We start from the raw sequence: 16,707 nt of genomic DNA, 5'->3' as shown, positions 1-16,707 counted from the left end.
TATTGGCAACACGCTTTTAGCTTGAGTGATGTAGCGCAACGCTTCGGCCAAAAGCCCACACGAAGAAATCCATAGTCGGATGCCAAACATTGACTTCGCTTGCTGGAGCGCAAGGCCGTTTCCGGGACAAGAGAACGTTGATCTGCACGACCTAGACCGGGTGCAGCGACGGTTGTCATCCATTGAGAACAAACCATAAACAAACCCCTTTCCTACATTCCTCTGTCCCGTCATACCCCGTCCGGTTTGGCTAACAGGAGGGCATATCATGCAGAACCGGACACCGATTGTGGCGGAGGCTCGGCCGCCGCTTCCCGACTTTACGCCGGTGCCGCGCAAATATCGGCACGACGGGTGGACGCCCGAGCGGCAGAAGGCGTTTATCGCGGCGCTCGCCGATACCGGGTCGGTCAGCCGCGCGGCGGCGATGGTCAATATGGCGCAGACGAACTGCTATACGCTGCGGCGCGCGGCGGGGGCGGAGGGCTTTCGGCGGGCGTGGGAGGCGGCGCTCGATTTCGGGGTCGCGCGGCTGAAGGATATCGCGTTCGAACGCGCGGTCGACGGCTATCTGGTGCCCGTCTTCGTCGCGGGCAAGCTGATGGGGTTCCGGCGGCGGCATAATGACGCGCTGCTGATGTTTTGCCTGCGCCACTATGGGCAGGATGCGGGCGGCAAGCGGACGACGATCAACTATTTCTCGACGCGCGCGGGCGCGGTTGCCGGGGGCGGTGAGGGCGGTGCTGGGGCGGCGGCGGCGGCCGAAGCCTCGACGACGGTGCGGACGGTGATCCATGGCGATGGCGTGGGGGCGGGTGACCCGGCCGGGGCGCAGGATGCGGCGGCGGCTTTGCTCGAAGGCTATGAGGGGGCGGTGCTCGATGCCGAGGCCGAGGCCGAGATCGGCGCGGCGCTGCTCGCGCTCGCCGAGCGGCAGCGCGCGGTCCATGCCGCGATGGCGGAGGGCGGGTCCGAGGCGATCGCGCTGCAGGTCGATGATCCGGGGGTCGGGCTGGTGCGGCTGGGCGAGCGGGGCATTCCCTTTTACGGGCCGCTGCAGATGCACGAGGGGTTGGCCGATGAGGAGCCGGTGCTGCGGATCGCAGGCGAGGCCGACTGGGTCGAAGCGGGCGGCGATATTCCCGAGGGCTATCGCGAATGGATCGAAGCCGCCGAAGCGCGCGGCGAGGCGACGCCCGCGGTGCCGCTGCCCGCTGCCCCCGTGGCGGATGACGGGATTGCCGAGGTTCGCAAACGACCCCCGCGCCGCCGCCTCGGCAAAAGGGACGCGGGGACCGGGCAGGCCGCTTCGCGCTAGCCCGCGATCCATCCCGCCGCGCGGAGGCGCGCGACGGCGGAGCGGGCGACGGGGGCGGTGACGCCGTTGGCGAGGCGGATACGCATCGCGCGCGGATTGCCCTCGACCGCGGCGACCGCGTGGCGCGCGACCCACCATGAGCGGTGGACCTGCAGCCCCTCGGTGCCCGGAGCCGCCTCGACCGCCGCGATCGCGCGGCCGAGCGGTATCAGCAGCAGCGCGGACCCTGCGGCGTCGTGGATGCGGACATAATGATCCTCCATCTGCAGCGCGAAAATGCTCGCCGGCGCGCGCCCGCCCAGGCCGGGTTCGGCGGGCGCGGTGGGCGCGATGCCCGGTTGCGCGGGCTGCGCGGCGCGGCGCAGGACCAGCAGGATTCCCACCGTCGCGATCAGCCCGATCAATGCGGTATTGGCGTACCAGACGAGCCAGGACGGATCGCGGCGCGCGAGGTCGGGCCAGAGCCGGAAGGCGAAGCCGCGGGTGATCAGCGCTTGCGGGACGCTGGCGATCAGCGCCGCGGCGAGCATCGCGGGCCACCAGGCGCGGCTGGCGGGCGGCACGCGCCGCCGCACCGCGGTCAGCGTGACGCCATAGTTGACCAGCCCGGCGAGCGTCGCGGTGATCCAGAAGATCAGGCGCGCCGCCATGCCCTTGTAAAGCCAGGTGCCGAACGGGCCGACGAGCGCGAGCAGGAGGCCCGCGATCGCGGCGAGCGCGATCCAGCGCCACAGACGGTGCGGCGCGCCGTTCGGGACGGCGGTGGAGAGGGGCGCGCGGGGCATGGCGCTTCGTAACTTGCGGGGCGAAGCGTGGGAAGCCCGTTCGCCCGCCCGCGAACCCGTTCGCCCGTTCGCGAAAGCGGGCTTTCGCGGTGGCCGGCGATGCGGCCAGAGCGGTGCGTCTGTCACGGGAGTCCGGTCCTTATGTCGCTGCGTTTCGCCTTTGCCGCCCTCGCCGCCCTCCTGTCGGTGGCGCCTGCCGCTGCGCAATCGCCGCAGGCGGGCTTCGAACGCACCACGACCGCCGAGGGGGTCGAGGTCGGGATATGGTATCCGGCGCCGGGCGCGGCGGTGCACCAGCGGCTCGGGCTTTATGCGCAGGACGTCGTTCCGGGGGGCGTGCTGCCGCCGGGGCGCCATCCGCTGATCGTGATGTCGCACGGATCGGGCGGCGATTTTAGCGGGCACGCCGACACTGCCGCCGCGCTGGCGCGCGCGGGCTTCATCGTCGCGGCGCTCACCCATCCCGGCGACAATTGGCGCGACAAGAGCCGCGCGACGCATGTCGAGGACCGGCCGCAGGCGCTCGGCGCGCTGATCACCTATATGCTGACCGGCTGGGCGGGGCATAAGAACGTCGACCCCGGCCGGATCGGCGCCTTCGGCTTTTCGGCGGGCGGCTTTACCGTGCTGGCCGCGGCGGGCGGGCGCCCCGACCTGTCGCGGATGGCGGCGCATTGCGCGGCGCACCCCGCCTTCTTCGACTGCCGGATGGTCGGGGCGTTGCCGCCGGGCCCCGGCATCGCCTGGCCGGACAAGGGCGATGCGCGGATCCGGGCGATCGTCGTCGCGGCGCCGGCGCTGGGTTTTGCCTTCGACCGCGCCGGGCTGGCGGGGGTGAGGGTGCCCGTCCAGCTGTGGCGCGCCGACGCCGACCGCGTCCTGCCCGCGCCCTTCTATGCCGATGCGGTCCGTGCGGCGCTGCCCGTTCCGCCCGAATTTCACGGTGCGGCGGGCGCCGGGCATTTCGACTTCCTCGCGCCCTGCGCCGACCCGAAGACCGTGCCGCAGATATGCGAAAGCGCGCCGGGGTTCGACCGGGCGGGATTTCACACGGGCTTCAACGCCGACGTCGTGCGTTTTTTTCGCGCCGCGCTGCACGGCCATTCTTCCGCCCCATTTGAGGGTAATCAATGACGATGGGGAGGGACTAATCGATGACCATGAGATCATTTGCCGTATCGCTCGCGCTGCTGTCGTGCTGCGCGTCGCCGTTGCAGGCCCAGACCTTCGACGGCGGCAGCTATCCGAACGGCGCTGCGCCGATGGCGATGGGCGGCTTCGTCGGCGCGCGCATCCGGATTCCGCTGGGCGGGACGCGCGATGACAGCAAGAAAATCCGCGCGAGCCTGACGGTCGCGCCGATGCAGCGGAGCGACGGGGCGGGGCTGAAAGGACCCGCCTGGCGCATCGGCGAAGGGCTGGAGTTCGGTTTCACGGGTGACGCCCCCAAGCCGCATTTTTCGCTGGCGGGACAGAGCCTCGCGCCTTCGCGTTACGCACCGGGCGGACGCGCATCGACGAAGGGGCGGAATAATCTGTCCGACGCCGGGACCATCGCGCTGGTCGTCGTGGGGCTTGCGGTTGTCGCCGGCGTGGCGCTCTATGCCGCAGCCGACGAAGCCGACGACGCCTGACCCCAACGGGCGCCGAAGCGCGATAGCCGCGATCAGGCGGACGTGGGGCCGGCGTTGCCGCTGCCGGGCTGACCTTCGAGGGGCGGTTCTGAAAAATCGGGCGGACGGCGCTGGGTGCGCCATCCGCCCGGCTGTCCCGGCCACCCGTTGGGCGCCGGGTGAGGGGTCACTTGGTCGTATAGCCGCCGTTGACGAGGATCGTCTGGCCGGTCATCCACCAGCCGTCGGACACCAGCATGCGGATCCACGGGACGATATCGGCGATGTCGGTGAGCCCGGTCTTCGAGAAGCCCGACAAGGCGGCGGCCGATTTATGATAGGCCTGCGCATCCTCGCCCTCGGCGGGGTAGAAGAAGGGCGTGTCCATCGGGCCGGGGCCGATCGCGGTCACCGAAATGCCGCGCTCGCCAAACTCCTTCGAGGCGGCGCGGGTGAAATGCTCGACCGGCGCCTTGGTGCCTGCATAAGCGGCGTAGAAAGGCGTGTAGGCGCCGAGCAGCGACGTGACGAGCGTGCAGATCTTGCCATTATCGTTGAGATGCTTGCCCGCCTCTTTCAGGAAGAAGAAGGCGGTCTTGGAATTGACCGCGGTCATTTCGTCATATTCGCCCTCGCTGATCTCGGTGAAGGGCTTTTTGAGCACTTTGCCCACCGTGTTGATCGCGATATCGGGGCGGCCGATCGCGGCGATCGTATCGGCGAACAGCTTCTCGACGGCGCCCGCAGAGGTGAGGTCGGCCTGGAAGGCGACCGCTTCGGCACCAGCGGCGCGGATCGCGGCGAGCGTCTCTTCGGTTTCGGCGGCCGACGCGGGGCTGTTGTAATGGACCGCGATGGCCTTTGCGCCCTGCGCGGCGAGGTCGCGCGCGATCAGCCCGCCGAGATTCTTGCCGCCGCCGGCGATCAGGACGATTTTGTTTTTGATGCTGTGGTCCGCCATCGAATATATCCTTGAAGGGAAAGGGGAGACGCGGAGAGGTAACGGGCTTTCATCTTGCCCGCTTTCGAATTCCGGCGCAGCCTTCGCTTTCGGGCAACATGAGTCGTGGGGACTCGCAAGGTGGGTGAGTGACCGGAACCGCACTGCACGTCTGGGATGGTATCAGGCCGCGATCGCGGCGCGACGTGGTGACGCGCCATCAGGCGCGGATCGGTCAGCTCGGCATACTCGCCGCGACGGAAAATCTCGAACAGCCGACCGACTGGGCGTTCGAGGAGGACCATCATGTCATCGTCGTCCACCTCGGCGGCCGGCTCGACCGGATGGACTGCGAATTTTCGGTGGGGCCGTCGGGCAGCGCGCTGCCGTCGCGCGGCGACGTCTGGATGATCCCCGCCGCGTGCCGCTATGCCGCGCTCGCGCAGGGCGAGTACGCCGAGTTCGTCGAACTCGGCGTGCCGACGGGGCTGCTCGCCGATACGCCGCTGGCGGCGCGGGTGCAGCATCGCGACGATTTTCTCTTCGGCGCTGCGGCGCGGTTGGCGGAACTGGTGCGCGGGCCTGGTGACGATCTGTCGTCGATGGCATCGCACGCACTCGGCGATGCTCTGGAACGGCATCTGCGCCAGCGATACGGACAGCAGGGCGGCAGGGCGACGGCGCGTCGCGCGCTCTCGGCGTCGGACCGCAACCGGCTGGTCGATGCGATCCGCAGTCAGCTCGACGCGCAGCACAGCCTCGACGCGCTGGCCCTTCTTGTCGGGATGGATGTCCGCCGCTTTACCGGGGCTTTCCACGACGCCTTCGGTCTGTCGCCCTGGCAATATGTGATGCGCGCGCGGCTCGACGAAGCGGCGCGGCGGCTCCGGCAGACGGAGGAACCGGTGACCGATGTTGCGCTGGCGACCGGCTTTGCCACGCCAAGTCATTTTGCGACGGCCTTTGCGCGCCGTTTCGGCGCCCCGCCGTCGCGCTATCGCGCCGCTGCGCGCTAGCGCTCCGAACCCGCGTCCGGTGCCGGGGCACCGGGCGCGGGTTGCGGGAGGGGTCAGAATTTCAGTCGTGCACCGACATAGAATTGACGGCCATTGTCATAGATCGCGCGCGGGCGGTCGCGGGTGCCCGAATATTGCTCGATCTTTTCATTGGTCAGGTTGATCGCGTCGGCAGTGAGCGCGATATTGTCGGTGATGTTGACGCTGACCGATGCGTCGAGCGACGAGAGCGCGGCCTGATTGAGCGGGGCGGCGCGGTCGATATCGATGAAGAATTTCGACCGGTAATTATACGATAGCCGCGCGCTGATCAGGTCGTTTTCGAAATAGCCCGACAGGTTGAGCGAATGTTTCGAATTGCCCGGGATCGGATCGCCATTGTTCGCCTTGGCGTCGGAGTAGGTGTAGTTCACCACCGCGCCGAAGCCGCCCCAGATCGGGCGTGACACCTGGAATTCGAAGCCCTGGTTGCGCCCGCCGTCGCCGTTGCTGCGGCGGTTGATCTGATAGGGGCAGTTGAACAGGTTCGGATTGCCGCCGCCCGCCGCGACGCAGCCCGCGGGCTGCGACCCGGGCACGAACACGCCGGGCAGGATTTCGGTCGAGGTCGTGTTGACGATGTACGACTGGATATCCTTGTAGAAGGCGGCGAGCGCGACGATCGTCTCGCTGTCGGGATACCATTCGATCGACAGATCATACTGGTTGGCGCGGTACGGATCGAGGTTCGGATCGCCGCCGCGGCCGGTCAGCAAGGTGCCGTTGAGATCGACGCCGGGGGTGATGTCGACGAAGTCGGGGCGCGTCACCGTCTTGCCCGCGGCGAAGCGCAGCACAACCTGGGGCGAGAGGTCGACCGAGAGGTTCGCGCTCGGCAGGATGTCGGTGTAGGAGCGTTTCGCGGTCGACGGGGTAAAGCCGCCGAACGGGTTGGTGAACTGCGGGTTCGCGCCGCCGATGATGAAGCCGTCCGACGTCTGCTTGGTTTCGACCACGCGCACGCCGACATTGCCGCGCCAGCCCTCTCCGCCGAATTTGGCGAGGCCGTAGCCGCCCCACGCCTTTTCGTTGATCGAATAGCTGTTGCCGGGGACGAGGAAGCGGTCGTTCGAGGGCGACGTCGATGCGCCATAGATGGCACGCAGCTTCGCGGGATCGACGCGCCAATAGTCGGTTAGCGTACCGGGCGCAGCGATATTGTCGAGGAAATCGCCGGGCATGCCGCCGCCGGTCGCGAAATTGGCCGAGGTGCATGGGGCGCCGCCGCAGCGCAGGCCCGGGGTGAAGACGCCGCCGTTGGTCGCGAAGCGTTCGGCGATACGGTCGTGATCGGTATATTTGACGCCGAATTTAAGCGCGTTGAGCGGACCCCATTCGACCTGTTTTTCGACGTCGAGGTAGAAATATTTCTCCTCATCATCGTTGGTGACCGACTGGATGCGCGCAAAGTCGGGGCGGATGCCCGCGGGATTGAGCGGATTGGGGCTGCCAAAGCTGACTTCGGGGCGGCCGCTGCGCAGATCATAGCTGAACCGGCCGGGCCCGGCGAATTCGATGAAATTCTCGTTGCTCGTGTCGCCGTTCGCCTTGGTCCACCCCGCCTTGAAATGGACACTCAGCGTGTCGACGGGGCGCCAGGTCAGGTCGAGGTCGGCCGAGACGGTCTTGGCGACCGCCTGCCGGTCGATCGCGTCATAGACGACACCGAAGCCCGTCGTGCCGCCCGTTGCCGAGGCGATATTGCCTGCAACCGCGACGCCATCCTTGATCACCGCATTGCTGATCGTGCCGCCGCCCGCGAGCGCCTGTTCGCCCCATGCGATATAATTCTGGTTGAAGTTGTCGGCGTTGAAGCGCGAATAGAGCCCGGTGATGTTGACCTCGAGCGTGTCCGACGGGCGGAACTGGATGCCGATATTGGCGCCGTAGCGTTCGCGGTTCTGCTCGAACATCGTCGAGCCGATCAAGGTCGGGACGAGCGCGCTCTGTCCGCCGCCGACAGGGAAGGAGCGGTAACCGAAAATCTCGAGCCCGTCGCGGCGCGTCCGGCGCTTCTGGTAGATGGCGCCGACAAGCACGCCGAAGGTTTCGTCGGCATTCTTCCAGCTCACCAGCCCCGAGACCTGCGGGTCGAACTTGCCCGACAGGTCGGAATAGACGCCCTGTACCGATGCCGAGAGGGTCAGCGGTTTGAGGTCGAGCGGGTTGCGCGTGATGACGTTGATCGTGCCGCCGACTCCGCCTTCCTCGACATCGGCCTGCGGGCTCTTGTAGACTTCGAGGCGCCCGATGATCTCGGCGGGCAAGGTCAGATAGTTGAAGCTGCGCGTCGAGGCGACCTGATCGAGGATGAACCAGTCGGCGGTCGCGACGCTGTGGCCGTTGAGGAGGGTTTTGGTGAGGTTCGGTGCGGTGCCGCGCAGCGAGACGCGCTCGCCTTCGCCGAACTCGCGGTTGACGACGATGCCCGGAACGCGCTGGAGCGCTTCGGCGACATTCTTGTCGGGGAATTTGCCGACATCCTCGGCGGTGACGACATCGGCGATGACCGACAGGTCGCGCTTGGCGTCGATGGCCTGGCGCAGCGATCCGCGGATACCGGTGACGACGATTTCGTCCGATGCGTCGGCGGCAGCGGCTGGTGCGGGGGTTTGGGCGTGGGCTGCGCTGGCAGCAAAAAGCAGCGTACCAATGCTGGCCGAAGCGAGCAGATATCTTGCATTGGTCATGTTAAGTCTCCCTCTTTTTGATTCTGGATCAATTTTTGTCCTGATTTTGAGAGAAATTTATACATACCAATCGATACGTCAAGCACCTTATGACGCAATATATGGTCAATTCGAGCGAAGTATGCGGAATTTTGGTACTTTATTGGTATTATAGTGCTCGCGCTTAGCTCTCTAACCAATTTATGGCGCGCGAGTCGCGGCGTGCCGGTTGGCTAGACGCCGGGGAGGCGCTGGTTCGCAAATCCCCAGCCCTTGAGCTCGGGGCTGGCGGCGCGGGCAAGCAGGTCTTCGGCATCGCTGATCGTCCAGCGGCCGGCCTTTTCGACGTCGCCAAGCGCATCCCAGCCGATCGGCACCGCGACCGGCGCCTGTTCGCGGGCGCGCGCCGAATAGGGCATGACCGCGGTGCTGCCGCGCTGGTTGCGCAACCAGTCGATGAAGATCTTGCCCTTGCGCTTCGCCTTGCTCATCGTCGCGACGAAGCGGCCGGGTTCGGCGAGGCTGAGCGCTTCGGCAAAGCGTTTCGCGAAATCCTTGTGCGCGTCCCAGCTGTGCCCGGGACCCACCGGAACGACGACATGCACCCCCTTGCCGCCCGAGAGCATCGCGAAACTGACGAGGCCGATGTCGGCGAGCTGGCGGCGGATATCGAGCGCGGCCGTCTTCACGTCGGCGAAATCGAGCCCCTCGTCGGGGTCGAGGTCGAAGACCATGCGGTCGGGCTTTTCGAGCGCACCCACATGGCTGCCCCAGCCGTGGAATTCGATCGTGCCCATCTGGACGCAGGCGAACAGGCCGTCGGCATCCTCGACATAGAGATAATCTTGGTATCCGCCGTCCTTCTCGCGGATCGGGACGTGCCGCACATGCTCGCCGAACGAGCCCGAATCATGTTTCTGGAAGAAGCATCTCTTGCCGCGCCCCTGCGGACAGCGGACAAGGCTGATCGGGCGGCGCGCGGCGTGCGAGAGCATGACGGGCGCGATCGCCGCGTAATAGTCTGCCAGGTCGCCCTTGGTTGCCTTCGTCTCGGGAAAGAGGACGCGGTCGCGGCTGCTGATCGTCACATCGCTTTCCGGAGCGGTGGCGGGTCGTTTCGTTTCGGGTGTCACGTCCTTTCGAGCGTGCGCTTGCTCTCGTGCTTGACCGCCTCGATCTCCTCTTCGTCGAGCAGGTCATAATGGCCCTTCGACAGTGCGAAGCCCTTGACGATCTCGTCATGCGATTTGGCCGTGGAACAGATTTCGACCGGGATCGATACCAGTGCGAGCCGGATCTGCCCTTTCCAATATGCATGTGCGGCCATCGGTTTTCCCTTTCGCTGCCCGAGTCACAATGATCGGCGCAGCGGTGAGTTCCCGGCCAATTCCGTCAGTAGAGATTGTCCTTGTAATCCTTGTCGAGCCCGCGCTGCATCAGTCCGGGGACCGACACAAAGGCGCTGGCGATGCGCGCGCCGAGGCCCTTGTCCTTGTTGAGCCTGAGATGCTCGGCGAACATTCTGGCGGGCTTGATGTCGGCGGGCGCGGCGGCGGCGGGCCACAGCTGCGCGCGCGCCAGCGCCGCGCTCGGCCGCATCTCGATCTTGAGATCGTCGACGCGCGCCGCAAGCAGCGGCACCTTGCCCTGCACCGCGAAGGCCGCACGCGCGGTTTCGTCGTCGGTCAGCATCGCGGTGCCGCGGACGATCGCGATATGCGGCGAACCGGGGATGAGCAGCGCTGCGGCGATATGCGGCTGCGCAATCAGGTTGCGGAAGCTGTCGGTCCGCCGGTTGCCCGGGCGGTCGGCGAACCACAGCCGGTTGCCTTCGATATGCGCCATCGCGCCGGCCGGGTCGCCCTTCGGGCTGAGGTCGGCGCCTCCGGCCGCATCCATCGTCGCGAGCGCCATGAAGCAGGCCGCGGCGGCGAAGGCCTCGGGCGTGCCGGGCGCGACCGCCGCCGGCACCGCGGACCAGAAGCCCGAGCGGATCAGCGCCTTGGCGCAGTGAACATAGCATTCCTCGACCGCGATCCGGGCGGCGGCGCCGTCGACCGCCGCGACGCGGCCGTTGATGCGCAGCGTCTCGCCGATGCCGGGGACGAGGAAGAGCGCGCCGAAGCTGGACCCCGTTCCGGCGAGGGCGGGGTCGTCGAGCGCCGCGAGCGGGATTGTCAGCGTCGCGGGTTCGGCGGTGGCGAAGCCCGGCTCGCCGCCGCCGGGTGTGATCGCCATCGTCCCGCCCCCGCCAAAGCCCGCGAACATCAGCGGCGACGATGCGAGCCAGCGCTGCGCAGTGGCGTCGACATGATCGATGACCTTCAGGCTCACCGCCGCGGGCGCCTTCCCCAATATCGCCTCGAGACCTGCGATGCTGTCGATGTCGCTCATCGTCATTTTCTCCATTCACGCGCCGTAGTGGCCCGATTGGACGGGTTTCTGGCCCGAACGATAGGCTGCATCCCTGCGGCCTTATTGCAAATCAGTCGCATTTACCTTAGCCCCTGCGACAGGACCGATCAAGACCAAGGGGTGTGGAAATGCGCAGATTTGCAGGGATCGCCCTTCGCACGGGTGCATTGCTGATGGCGGGGGCAGCGTGGGCACCGTCGGCCGTGCTGGCGCAGGACGGCGCCGCCGATGTCGTGGAGGAAGGCGGCGTCGAAGCCGTGAAGCAGGACGACGGGGCGATCATCGTCACCGCGCGCCGCTTCGTCCCGTCGGGCGCGATCACTGCGAGCAAGACGACCGCGCCCTTGATCGAAACGCCGCAATCGGTGTCGGTGATCTCGCGCGACCAGATCGACCTGTTGAACTTCATCGATGTCCAGCAGGCGGTGCGTTACACTGCGGGCGTTGCGGGCGAAAATTACGGGCCCGACCTGCGCTTCGACTTCCTGCGCGTGCGCGGGTTCGTGCCCATCCAGTATATCGACGGCTTGCAGGCGCCGGTCAGCGACACGATCGATAACGTCGGCCTCGATCTGTACGGTTTCGACGCGATCGACATCCTCAAGGGGTCGGCGAGCACGCTCTATGGCAGCACCCCGCCGGGCGGCATCTATAACCTGACCAGCCGACGTCCCTCGGCGCGGACCGGCGGCGAGATTCAGGTCAAATATGGCTCCGACGATTTCAAGCAGATTGCGGGTACCGTCACGGGCGAACTCACCAACGGCATCAGCGCGCGGCTGACCGGCCTCTACCGCGACCGCGACGGCCAGACCGATTTCGTCACCGCCCGCCGCGCCTATATCGCGCCTGCCGTGACGTTCGAGATCGGACCGGACACCAGGATCACCGCGCTCGGCACTTATCAGTGGGACCGGGTCGAGGGCGACACCAACGGCTTTCTGCCAGCGAACGGTGTGCTGTTCGACAATCCGGTGGGCAAGGTCCGCCGCAGCATCAATCTGGGCGAGCCCGACTATAATTTCTACCGCCGCGAGCAATGGGGCGTGGGGTATGAGCTGACGCACCGTTTCTCGAACGCGCTGCGCTTCACGCAGAATCTGCGCTGGACCGATTACAGCGAATATCAGCAGATCATCTATGCCTCGGGGCTTGCCGCAGACAACCGCACGGTGCTCCGTTCGAACTTCCCGTTCGCCGACGACACCCAGCAGTTCGCAGTCGACAACCGCTTCGACGGCAATTTTTTAACGGGCGATATCGAGCATCGGGTGCTCGTCGGCTTCGACTATCGCAACTATCGCGAACAGTCGGCCTTCGCCTTTGCCGGCGCGACGAGCATCGATCTGTTCAACCCGGTGTACAGCAGCGCGCCGATCGCGGTGCCCGCCTTCTTCCCCTTCACCGATGTCCGGCTCAAGCAATATGGCGTCTATGCGCAGGATCAGATCAAGATCGGCGGCTTCATCCTGACGCTGTCGGGGCGGCAGGACTGGACGAAGGTCACCAACAACCGGACGACACCCGCCACCGAGACCAATCAGGACAAGTTCACCTGGCGGGCGGGCGCAACCTATGTCACCGAAGCGGGCATCGCGCCCTATGTCAGCTATTCAACGTCGTTCCTGACCAATGTCGGTTCGACCTTCGCGGGCCAGCGGTTCAAGCCGAGCACGGGGAAACAGTGGGAAGCCGGGGTAAAATATGACGCCCGCGGCCTGGGCGAAGACGTCAAGCTGTTCGCGACCGCGGCGCTGTTCCACATCGCGCAGGACAATCCGCTCCTGACCGATCCGAACAATGTTTTCTTCGACATCCAGACCGGCCGGGTCGTGTCGAAGGGCATCGAGCTCGAGGCGGTGGCGCGCTTCAAGGAAAAGCTGAGCGTCAACGCGTCGTACAGCCTGACCGATGCGAAGATCACCCGCAGCGACTTCGCACCCGAAGTCGGGGCGCGGCTCGAAGCCACGCCGCGCCACAAGGTCTCGCTCTTCGTCGATTATACGCAGGACACCGGCGTGCTTGCCGGCTTTGGCGGCGGCGGCGGCGTGCGCTATCTCAGCAGCAGCCCGGGCGTAACTCCCTCGACCATCCCTGCCATTCTCTACACCAGCCCCGCTGTGACGCTGTTCGACGCGACGCTGCATTACGACATCCCGGGCTGGCGCCTCGCGATCAACGGCAGCAACATCTTCGATAAGCGTTATGCGGGCCGCTGCACCGGTCCGACCGGCTGCTTCTTCGCGCAGAGCCGGCAGATCATCGCCACGGCAACCAAGCGCTTCTGACGCGGGGACGACGATCGGGCTTTTTAACGCCGCCGCACCTTCATCGCCCAGCCGACGGCGAGCACCGGAAGGCCGAGCGCGAGCCACGCTGCGGCATCGCGCCAGCCGTCGCCGGTGAGCGCGACGATCAGTCCGCCGACACTCAGCACAGCGAGCAGCAGCGGGACGGCGAAGATTTTTCGCAGGCTGTGCGGCTTCCTCATTCGGTGGGGACCACGATGCCGCCGCTTTCGACCTCGCGCACCAGCGCGTCGGTCCCGGCGCGGCGCTTGCCGAGCCAGAGATAGAGGCCCGAGCCGAGGACGATGATCGTGAAGAGGGTGAGGATCGCCCAGAGCAGCTTGAGCGGCAGGCCGCCATAGTCGCCGAAATGCAGCGGCTGCGACACGAACAGCGCCTGCGCATACCAGGGCATCGCGCGCGCATCGGTGAACGCGCCCGTCCCGGCATCGACGAGCGCGGGGGTCAGCAGCCGTTCGGTCAGCGGCGTGTCGCCCTGAAAGAAGATCGCGACATGATGCGGGCTGCTGAAAGCGCCGCCGGGAAAGGCGATGAACTGCGGGTTGTTGCCGGGGACGGCCTTGCGCGCCGCGGCCATCGCCTTGTCGATCGAGCCATAGCGCGACGGCGGCACCGCATCCTTGCCGTCATAAGCGCGCACCATCTCGGCAAGCTCGGTCGTCTGCCACTGCGCGAAGATCGGCGTGGCGAGCGCGTTGATGATCCCGGTCGCGCCGACGACGGTCATCCACGCGAGCGCGACGATGCCGAGCAGATTATGATAGTCGAGCCATTTGACGCGGCGGCTGCGCGACGTCCTGAGCGTCCCGAAATCGAGTTTGCGCATGAAGGGGGTGTAGAGGACGACCCCCGAGACGAGCGCGACGACGAAGAGCAATCCCATCAGCCCGAGGAAAAGCATGCCGGGCAGCCCGAGGAACATGTCGGTGTGAAGCTGGAGGATGAGGTGCATCACCCCGCTTTCATCGACCGCCCCGGTCGCGAGCCCCGTCGAGCGGTCCCAGAGCTGGATCGTCATCTCGTCTGCGGGCGAGTCGGGGCGCGGCGCAGTGGTGACGGTCATCGACGGCTGGTCATTGTCGAACGCCATGAACACCGGCACTTCGCCCGGACGCGCGGCGAGGGCCTTTGCAAGTATCTCGTCGAGCGGCTTCAGCCCGGGGGCGTCGCCCGACGACCCGACGCCGGGCAGGCCATATTGCGGTGCCGTTTCGGTCAGCGCGTCGATTTCATCATGAAAGATTAGCGGCAGGCCGGTGACGCACAGCATCAGCAGGAAAGCGGTCGAGACGATGCTCGTCCATTTGTGGACCAGAAACCATGCCCGGATGGTTGATCGCTGCATAAACTGATTGGCCGCTGTTATTGCGAGAAATTCTCAATTAGCCCTATGGCCTGGCCCCGCATTTGACAACCCGATTCACGCCGCCGATCATCGCGATCGGGCCAGCTATGCCGCCATTCGGGCCACAGGCAGATGGCTAATGTCCGTTTACCGTCCTTTCATCGCCCGCCATTATAGCGATGATCGAGGGACCGCTCATATGGGGGATCCCCTATGCGCATGGGCCCTGAAATGCGGCGACTCCGCGCCGAGCATGACGCGCTGGTCACGCTGTCGCAGATTTTGATGGGTCTTGTCACGGCGCCCGAACCCCCGCGCCCGACCGAGCTGGCGTCGGTGCGCGGGATGCTCCGCGACACGCTGCTATGCCATCTCAAATGCGAGGATTGGGTGCTGTATCCGCGGCTCAAGGCGAGCGAAGATCCCGTCGTCGTGGAGCTTGCGTCCGACTTCGTCCATGAAATGGGCCATATCGCGAAGGACTTCGCGGCCTATGACGGCAAATGGACCGTCGAACGGATCGCCGACAACTGGGCGGGCTTTTGCAGCGAGACCGAGATCATCCTCGATGTTCTGGCGATGCGGATCGAGCGCGAAAATCACGACCTTTATCCGCTTGCCGAGCGCCTCGACGGCGCCTGACCGTCCGCATCAGGGGCGGAGCGACAGTTTCCAGCTGAGCGCGACGCGCAGGTCCTGACCGAAGCCCGGCACCGGCTGTTTCCAGGCATCGGCGAGTTCGAGGCCGATCGTGGCATATTCGGCGTAGGACAGGCGGACGCCGCCGCCCCAGCTGCCGAGCTGGAAATCGGTGCGCGGAATCGCGGACCGCGCGAGCAGCGTGACATCGGCATAGTCCGCGAAGGTGTATATCTCGCTCTTGGCGAAGCGGCCGCTGCGCAACGGGCGCAGCGCGAGTTCGCCAAATGCCGCATAGCCCCGGTCGCCATTGACCAGCCCGTCATCGAACGCGCGGCCGAAGGTGGCGCCGCCGACGCTGAACCGCTGCGCCGCGGGCAGGCGGTCGCGTGTCCAGCGTCCCGTGCCGGCGGCGCGGGCGACCAGGGCCTTGCCGATCGCCTGGTTCGCCTCGATGCTGGCATCGGCATAGAGGAAACCGGCCTCTCCGACGCCGGGGTCGACGCGCCCACCCGCGAAATCGAGCCCCTTCGCGCCGCCGATGCGCGCGCCGATGACGGTGCGGTCTTCGCTCAGCCGGAAGCCGAGGCTGCCGCTCGCCGTCCAGGTTTTTTCGGCGGCGATCGTCGAGCCGAACAGGGCATTTTTCGAATCGAGATGGTCGAGCCGAACCGCGGCGACGAGGTTGCGGCGGGTCGCACGGATGAGCGGGTGGGTGACGCCGAAGCCGGCACTCCACGCCTCGCCATCGATCGCGATTCCTGCCGGGCGCGTGCGCAGCGCCGCCCCCGAAATTTCGGCGCGCGTTCCCCCGGCACCGATCGGGGTCGAATGGCTCGCCGCGAGATAGAGCAGGGATTTGAAGTTCAGCGCCGCGGCGCCGGTCAACCGCGTTTCGTCGCCGCTGCGCAGCAGGCTGGTGCCGCGTGCATTCGCCTCGACGATCCCGTCATTGACGAACTGGCTGGTGCGCGTTGTGAAGCCGAGACCGACGGTCGGCTTTTTGGCATCGAGCGCGAGGTCGAGCGCGACCGCGCCCTGCTCGCTGCCGAGCGCGAGCGAAGGGGTGACGGTGACGCCCGGAATGTCGCCGATATTGCCGAGCGTGCGTTCGAAGCGGGCGCGCGGCAACGGGCGCTGGCCGGTCAGGCCGGACGCCATTCTGGCGACGAGCGGTGCGGGGCCGCTCTCGCGTTCGCCGCTTAGCGTGACCGACCCGATATAGCCCTCGGCCGATGCGACGGTGACGATCCCGCCCGACAGATCCTGTTCGGGGATGACGAGCGTGAAGAGCGCGACGCTCGATCGGCTATAGGCGCGCGTCATCGCCGCGGCGAGCTTGGCCAGATTGTCCGCCGAGGCGGGCCTGCCGACGAAACGCTGCGCTGCGCGGCCGACATTGGCGGGCACGCCCGCACCGACGAAGCGGATTTCGCGGATGGTGACATCGGGCCGCGCGCCGAGTTCGACCTTCCCGAGCGAGAGGGGCTTTGCCTCCGGATCGGGCAGCGGGTCGCGGTCGCGATCGGGGGCAAGCGGCGGTCGGCCGTCGAGCGGAGTCGCGGCGGGCTGGGCGGTATGCGCCGCGGCGGGGAGGAGCGAGGCTCCCACCACCGCCG

At 66.6% G+C, this 16,707-nt stretch carries 13 protein-coding genes and 2 pseudogenes; 6 read left to right on the top strand and 9 right to left on the bottom strand.

The window, feature by feature from the left end; genetic code table 11:
• Nucleotides 1-268: 268 nt before the first annotated feature.
• Nucleotides 269-1,318 (top strand): hypothetical protein, encoded by a 1,050-nt coding sequence (locus tag AC07NV_RS05415; protein WP_495165322.1) that lies wholly within the window; start codon nt 269-271, stop codon nt 1,316-1,318.
• Here AC07NV_RS05415 and AC07NV_RS05410 read toward each other — a convergent pair.
• Complete coding sequence (locus AC07NV_RS05410) at nt 1,315-2,103, bottom strand: LytTR family DNA-binding domain-containing protein (RefSeq protein ID WP_495165321.1); 789 nt, start codon at nt 2,101-2,103, stop codon at nt 1,315-1,317. The genes AC07NV_RS05415 and AC07NV_RS05410 overlap by 4 nt on opposite strands.
• Before the next feature lie 141 nt (nt 2,104-2,244).
• On the opposite strand from AC07NV_RS05410, the gene AC07NV_RS05405 reads away from it, so the two are divergent.
• Entirely contained in the window at nt 2,245-3,237 is a 993-nt protein-coding gene (locus tag AC07NV_RS05405; protein WP_495165320.1) for an alpha/beta hydrolase family protein, read from the top strand.
• 20 nt (nt 3,238-3,257) lie between these two features.
• Nucleotides 3,258-3,737: a hypothetical protein gene (locus AC07NV_RS05400; RefSeq protein WP_495165319.1), complete on the top strand. Its 480-nt coding sequence runs from the start codon at nt 3,258-3,260 to the stop codon at nt 3,735-3,737.
• A 166-nt stretch (nt 3,738-3,903) separates the two neighbouring features.
• On the opposite strand, the gene AC07NV_RS05395 is transcribed toward AC07NV_RS05400, so the two are convergent.
• Nucleotides 3,904-4,677: an SDR family oxidoreductase gene (locus AC07NV_RS05395; RefSeq protein WP_495165318.1), complete on the bottom strand. Its 774-nt coding sequence runs from the start codon at nt 4,675-4,677 to the stop codon at nt 3,904-3,906.
• A 128-nt stretch (nt 4,678-4,805) separates the two neighbouring features.
• On the opposite strand from AC07NV_RS05395, the gene AC07NV_RS05390 reads away from it, so the two are divergent.
• On the top strand, nt 4,806-5,672 hold the full coding sequence (locus tag AC07NV_RS05390) for a helix-turn-helix domain-containing protein (RefSeq protein ID WP_495165317.1): 867 nt from the start codon (nt 4,806-4,808) through the stop codon (nt 5,670-5,672).
• A 53-nt stretch (nt 5,673-5,725) separates the two neighbouring features.
• Here AC07NV_RS05390 and AC07NV_RS05385 read toward each other — a convergent pair whose 3' ends face one another.
• The 4 genes and pseudogenes from AC07NV_RS05385 to AC07NV_RS05370 form a co-directional block, all read right to left on the bottom strand.
• Entirely contained in the window at nt 5,726-8,401 is a 2,676-nt protein-coding gene (locus AC07NV_RS05385; RefSeq protein WP_495165316.1) for a TonB-dependent receptor, read from the bottom strand.
• A gap of 212 nt (nt 8,402-8,613) precedes the next feature.
• Nucleotides 8,614-9,519 (bottom strand): annotated as a pseudogene (ligD, locus tag AC07NV_RS05380) (non-homologous end-joining DNA ligase); the annotation flags it as partial.
• A pseudogene (locus tag AC07NV_RS05375) lies at nt 9,513-9,707 on the bottom strand (non-homologous end joining protein Ku); the annotation flags it as partial. The pseudogenes ligD and AC07NV_RS05375, both read right to left, overlap by 7 nt.
• A gap of 65 nt (nt 9,708-9,772) precedes the next feature.
• Entirely contained in the window at nt 9,773-10,774 is a 1,002-nt protein-coding gene (locus tag AC07NV_RS05370; protein ID WP_495165315.1) for a pyridoxamine 5'-phosphate oxidase family protein, read from the bottom strand.
• A 149-nt stretch (nt 10,775-10,923) separates the two neighbouring features.
• Here AC07NV_RS05370 and AC07NV_RS05365 point away from each other — a divergent pair, with 149 nt between their 5' ends.
• Nucleotides 10,924-13,083 carry a TonB-dependent siderophore receptor gene (locus AC07NV_RS05365; protein ID WP_495165314.1) on the top strand — a complete coding sequence of 720 codons (2,160 nt, stop codon included), beginning with the start codon at nt 10,924-10,926 and terminating at the stop codon, nt 13,081-13,083.
• Between the two features lie 23 nt (nt 13,084-13,106).
• Here the strand turns inward: AC07NV_RS05365 and AC07NV_RS05360 are convergent, their stop codons facing one another.
• Entirely contained in the window at nt 13,107-13,286 is a 180-nt protein-coding gene (locus AC07NV_RS05360) for a hypothetical protein (protein WP_495165313.1), read from the bottom strand.
• On the bottom strand, nt 13,283-14,449 hold the full coding sequence (locus AC07NV_RS05355) for a PepSY-associated TM helix domain-containing protein (protein ID WP_495165312.1): 1,167 nt from the start codon (nt 14,447-14,449) through the stop codon (nt 13,283-13,285). The genes AC07NV_RS05360 and AC07NV_RS05355 overlap by 4 nt, the downstream gene beginning before the upstream one ends.
• Nucleotides 14,450-14,662: 213 nt before the next feature.
• On the opposite strand from AC07NV_RS05355, the gene AC07NV_RS05350 reads away from it, so the two are divergent.
• Complete coding sequence (locus AC07NV_RS05350; RefSeq protein ID WP_495165311.1) at nt 14,663-15,091, top strand: hemerythrin domain-containing protein; 429 nt, start codon at nt 14,663-14,665, stop codon at nt 15,089-15,091.
• Nucleotides 15,092-15,100: 9 nt separating this feature from the next.
• On the opposite strand, the gene AC07NV_RS05345 is transcribed toward AC07NV_RS05350, so the two are convergent.
• Complete coding sequence (locus AC07NV_RS05345) at nt 15,101-16,699, bottom strand: ShlB/FhaC/HecB family hemolysin secretion/activation protein (protein ID WP_495165310.1); 1,599 nt, start codon at nt 16,697-16,699, stop codon at nt 15,101-15,103.
• Nucleotides 16,700-16,707 lie beyond the last annotated feature (8 nt).

This window comes from Sphingopyxis sp. GW821-FHT10B01 (assembly GCF_059415685.1).
Note: the sequence above shows the minus strand (reverse complement) of the source record. Positions and strands in the feature narration are given on the sequence as shown.

What these genes read in the sequence shown, in the direction of transcription:
- AC07NV_RS05385 (WP_495165316.1), bottom strand. Translation starts at nt 8,401, where the DNA reads ATGACCAATGCAAGATATCTGCTCGCTTCGGCCAGCATTGGTACGCTG.
- AC07NV_RS05355 (WP_495165312.1), bottom strand. Translation starts at nt 14,449, where the DNA reads ATGCAGCGATCAACCATCCGGGCATGGTTTCTGGTCCACAAATGGACG.
- AC07NV_RS05395 (WP_495165318.1), bottom strand. Translation starts at nt 4,677, where the DNA reads ATGGCGGACCACAGCATCAAAAACAAAATCGTCCTGATCGCCGGCGGC.
- AC07NV_RS05415 (WP_495165322.1), top strand. Translation starts at nt 269, where the DNA reads ATGCAGAACCGGACACCGATTGTGGCGGAGGCTCGGCCGCCGCTTCCC.
- AC07NV_RS05370 (WP_495165315.1), bottom strand. Translation starts at nt 10,774, where the DNA reads ATGAGCGACATCGACAGCATCGCAGGTCTCGAGGCGATATTGGGGAAG.
- AC07NV_RS05410 (WP_495165321.1), bottom strand. Translation starts at nt 2,103, where the DNA reads ATGCCCCGCGCGCCCCTCTCCACCGCCGTCCCGAACGGCGCGCCGCAC.
- AC07NV_RS05400 (WP_495165319.1), top strand. Translation starts at nt 3,258, where the DNA reads ATGACCATGAGATCATTTGCCGTATCGCTCGCGCTGCTGTCGTGCTGC.
- AC07NV_RS05405 (WP_495165320.1), top strand. Translation starts at nt 2,245, where the DNA reads ATGTCGCTGCGTTTCGCCTTTGCCGCCCTCGCCGCCCTCCTGTCGGTG.
- AC07NV_RS05365 (WP_495165314.1), top strand. Translation starts at nt 10,924, where the DNA reads ATGCGCAGATTTGCAGGGATCGCCCTTCGCACGGGTGCATTGCTGATG.
- AC07NV_RS05350 (WP_495165311.1), top strand. Translation starts at nt 14,663, where the DNA reads ATGCGCATGGGCCCTGAAATGCGGCGACTCCGCGCCGAGCATGACGCG.
- AC07NV_RS05360 (WP_495165313.1), bottom strand. Translation starts at nt 13,286, where the DNA reads ATGAGGAAGCCGCACAGCCTGCGAAAAATCTTCGCCGTCCCGCTGCTG.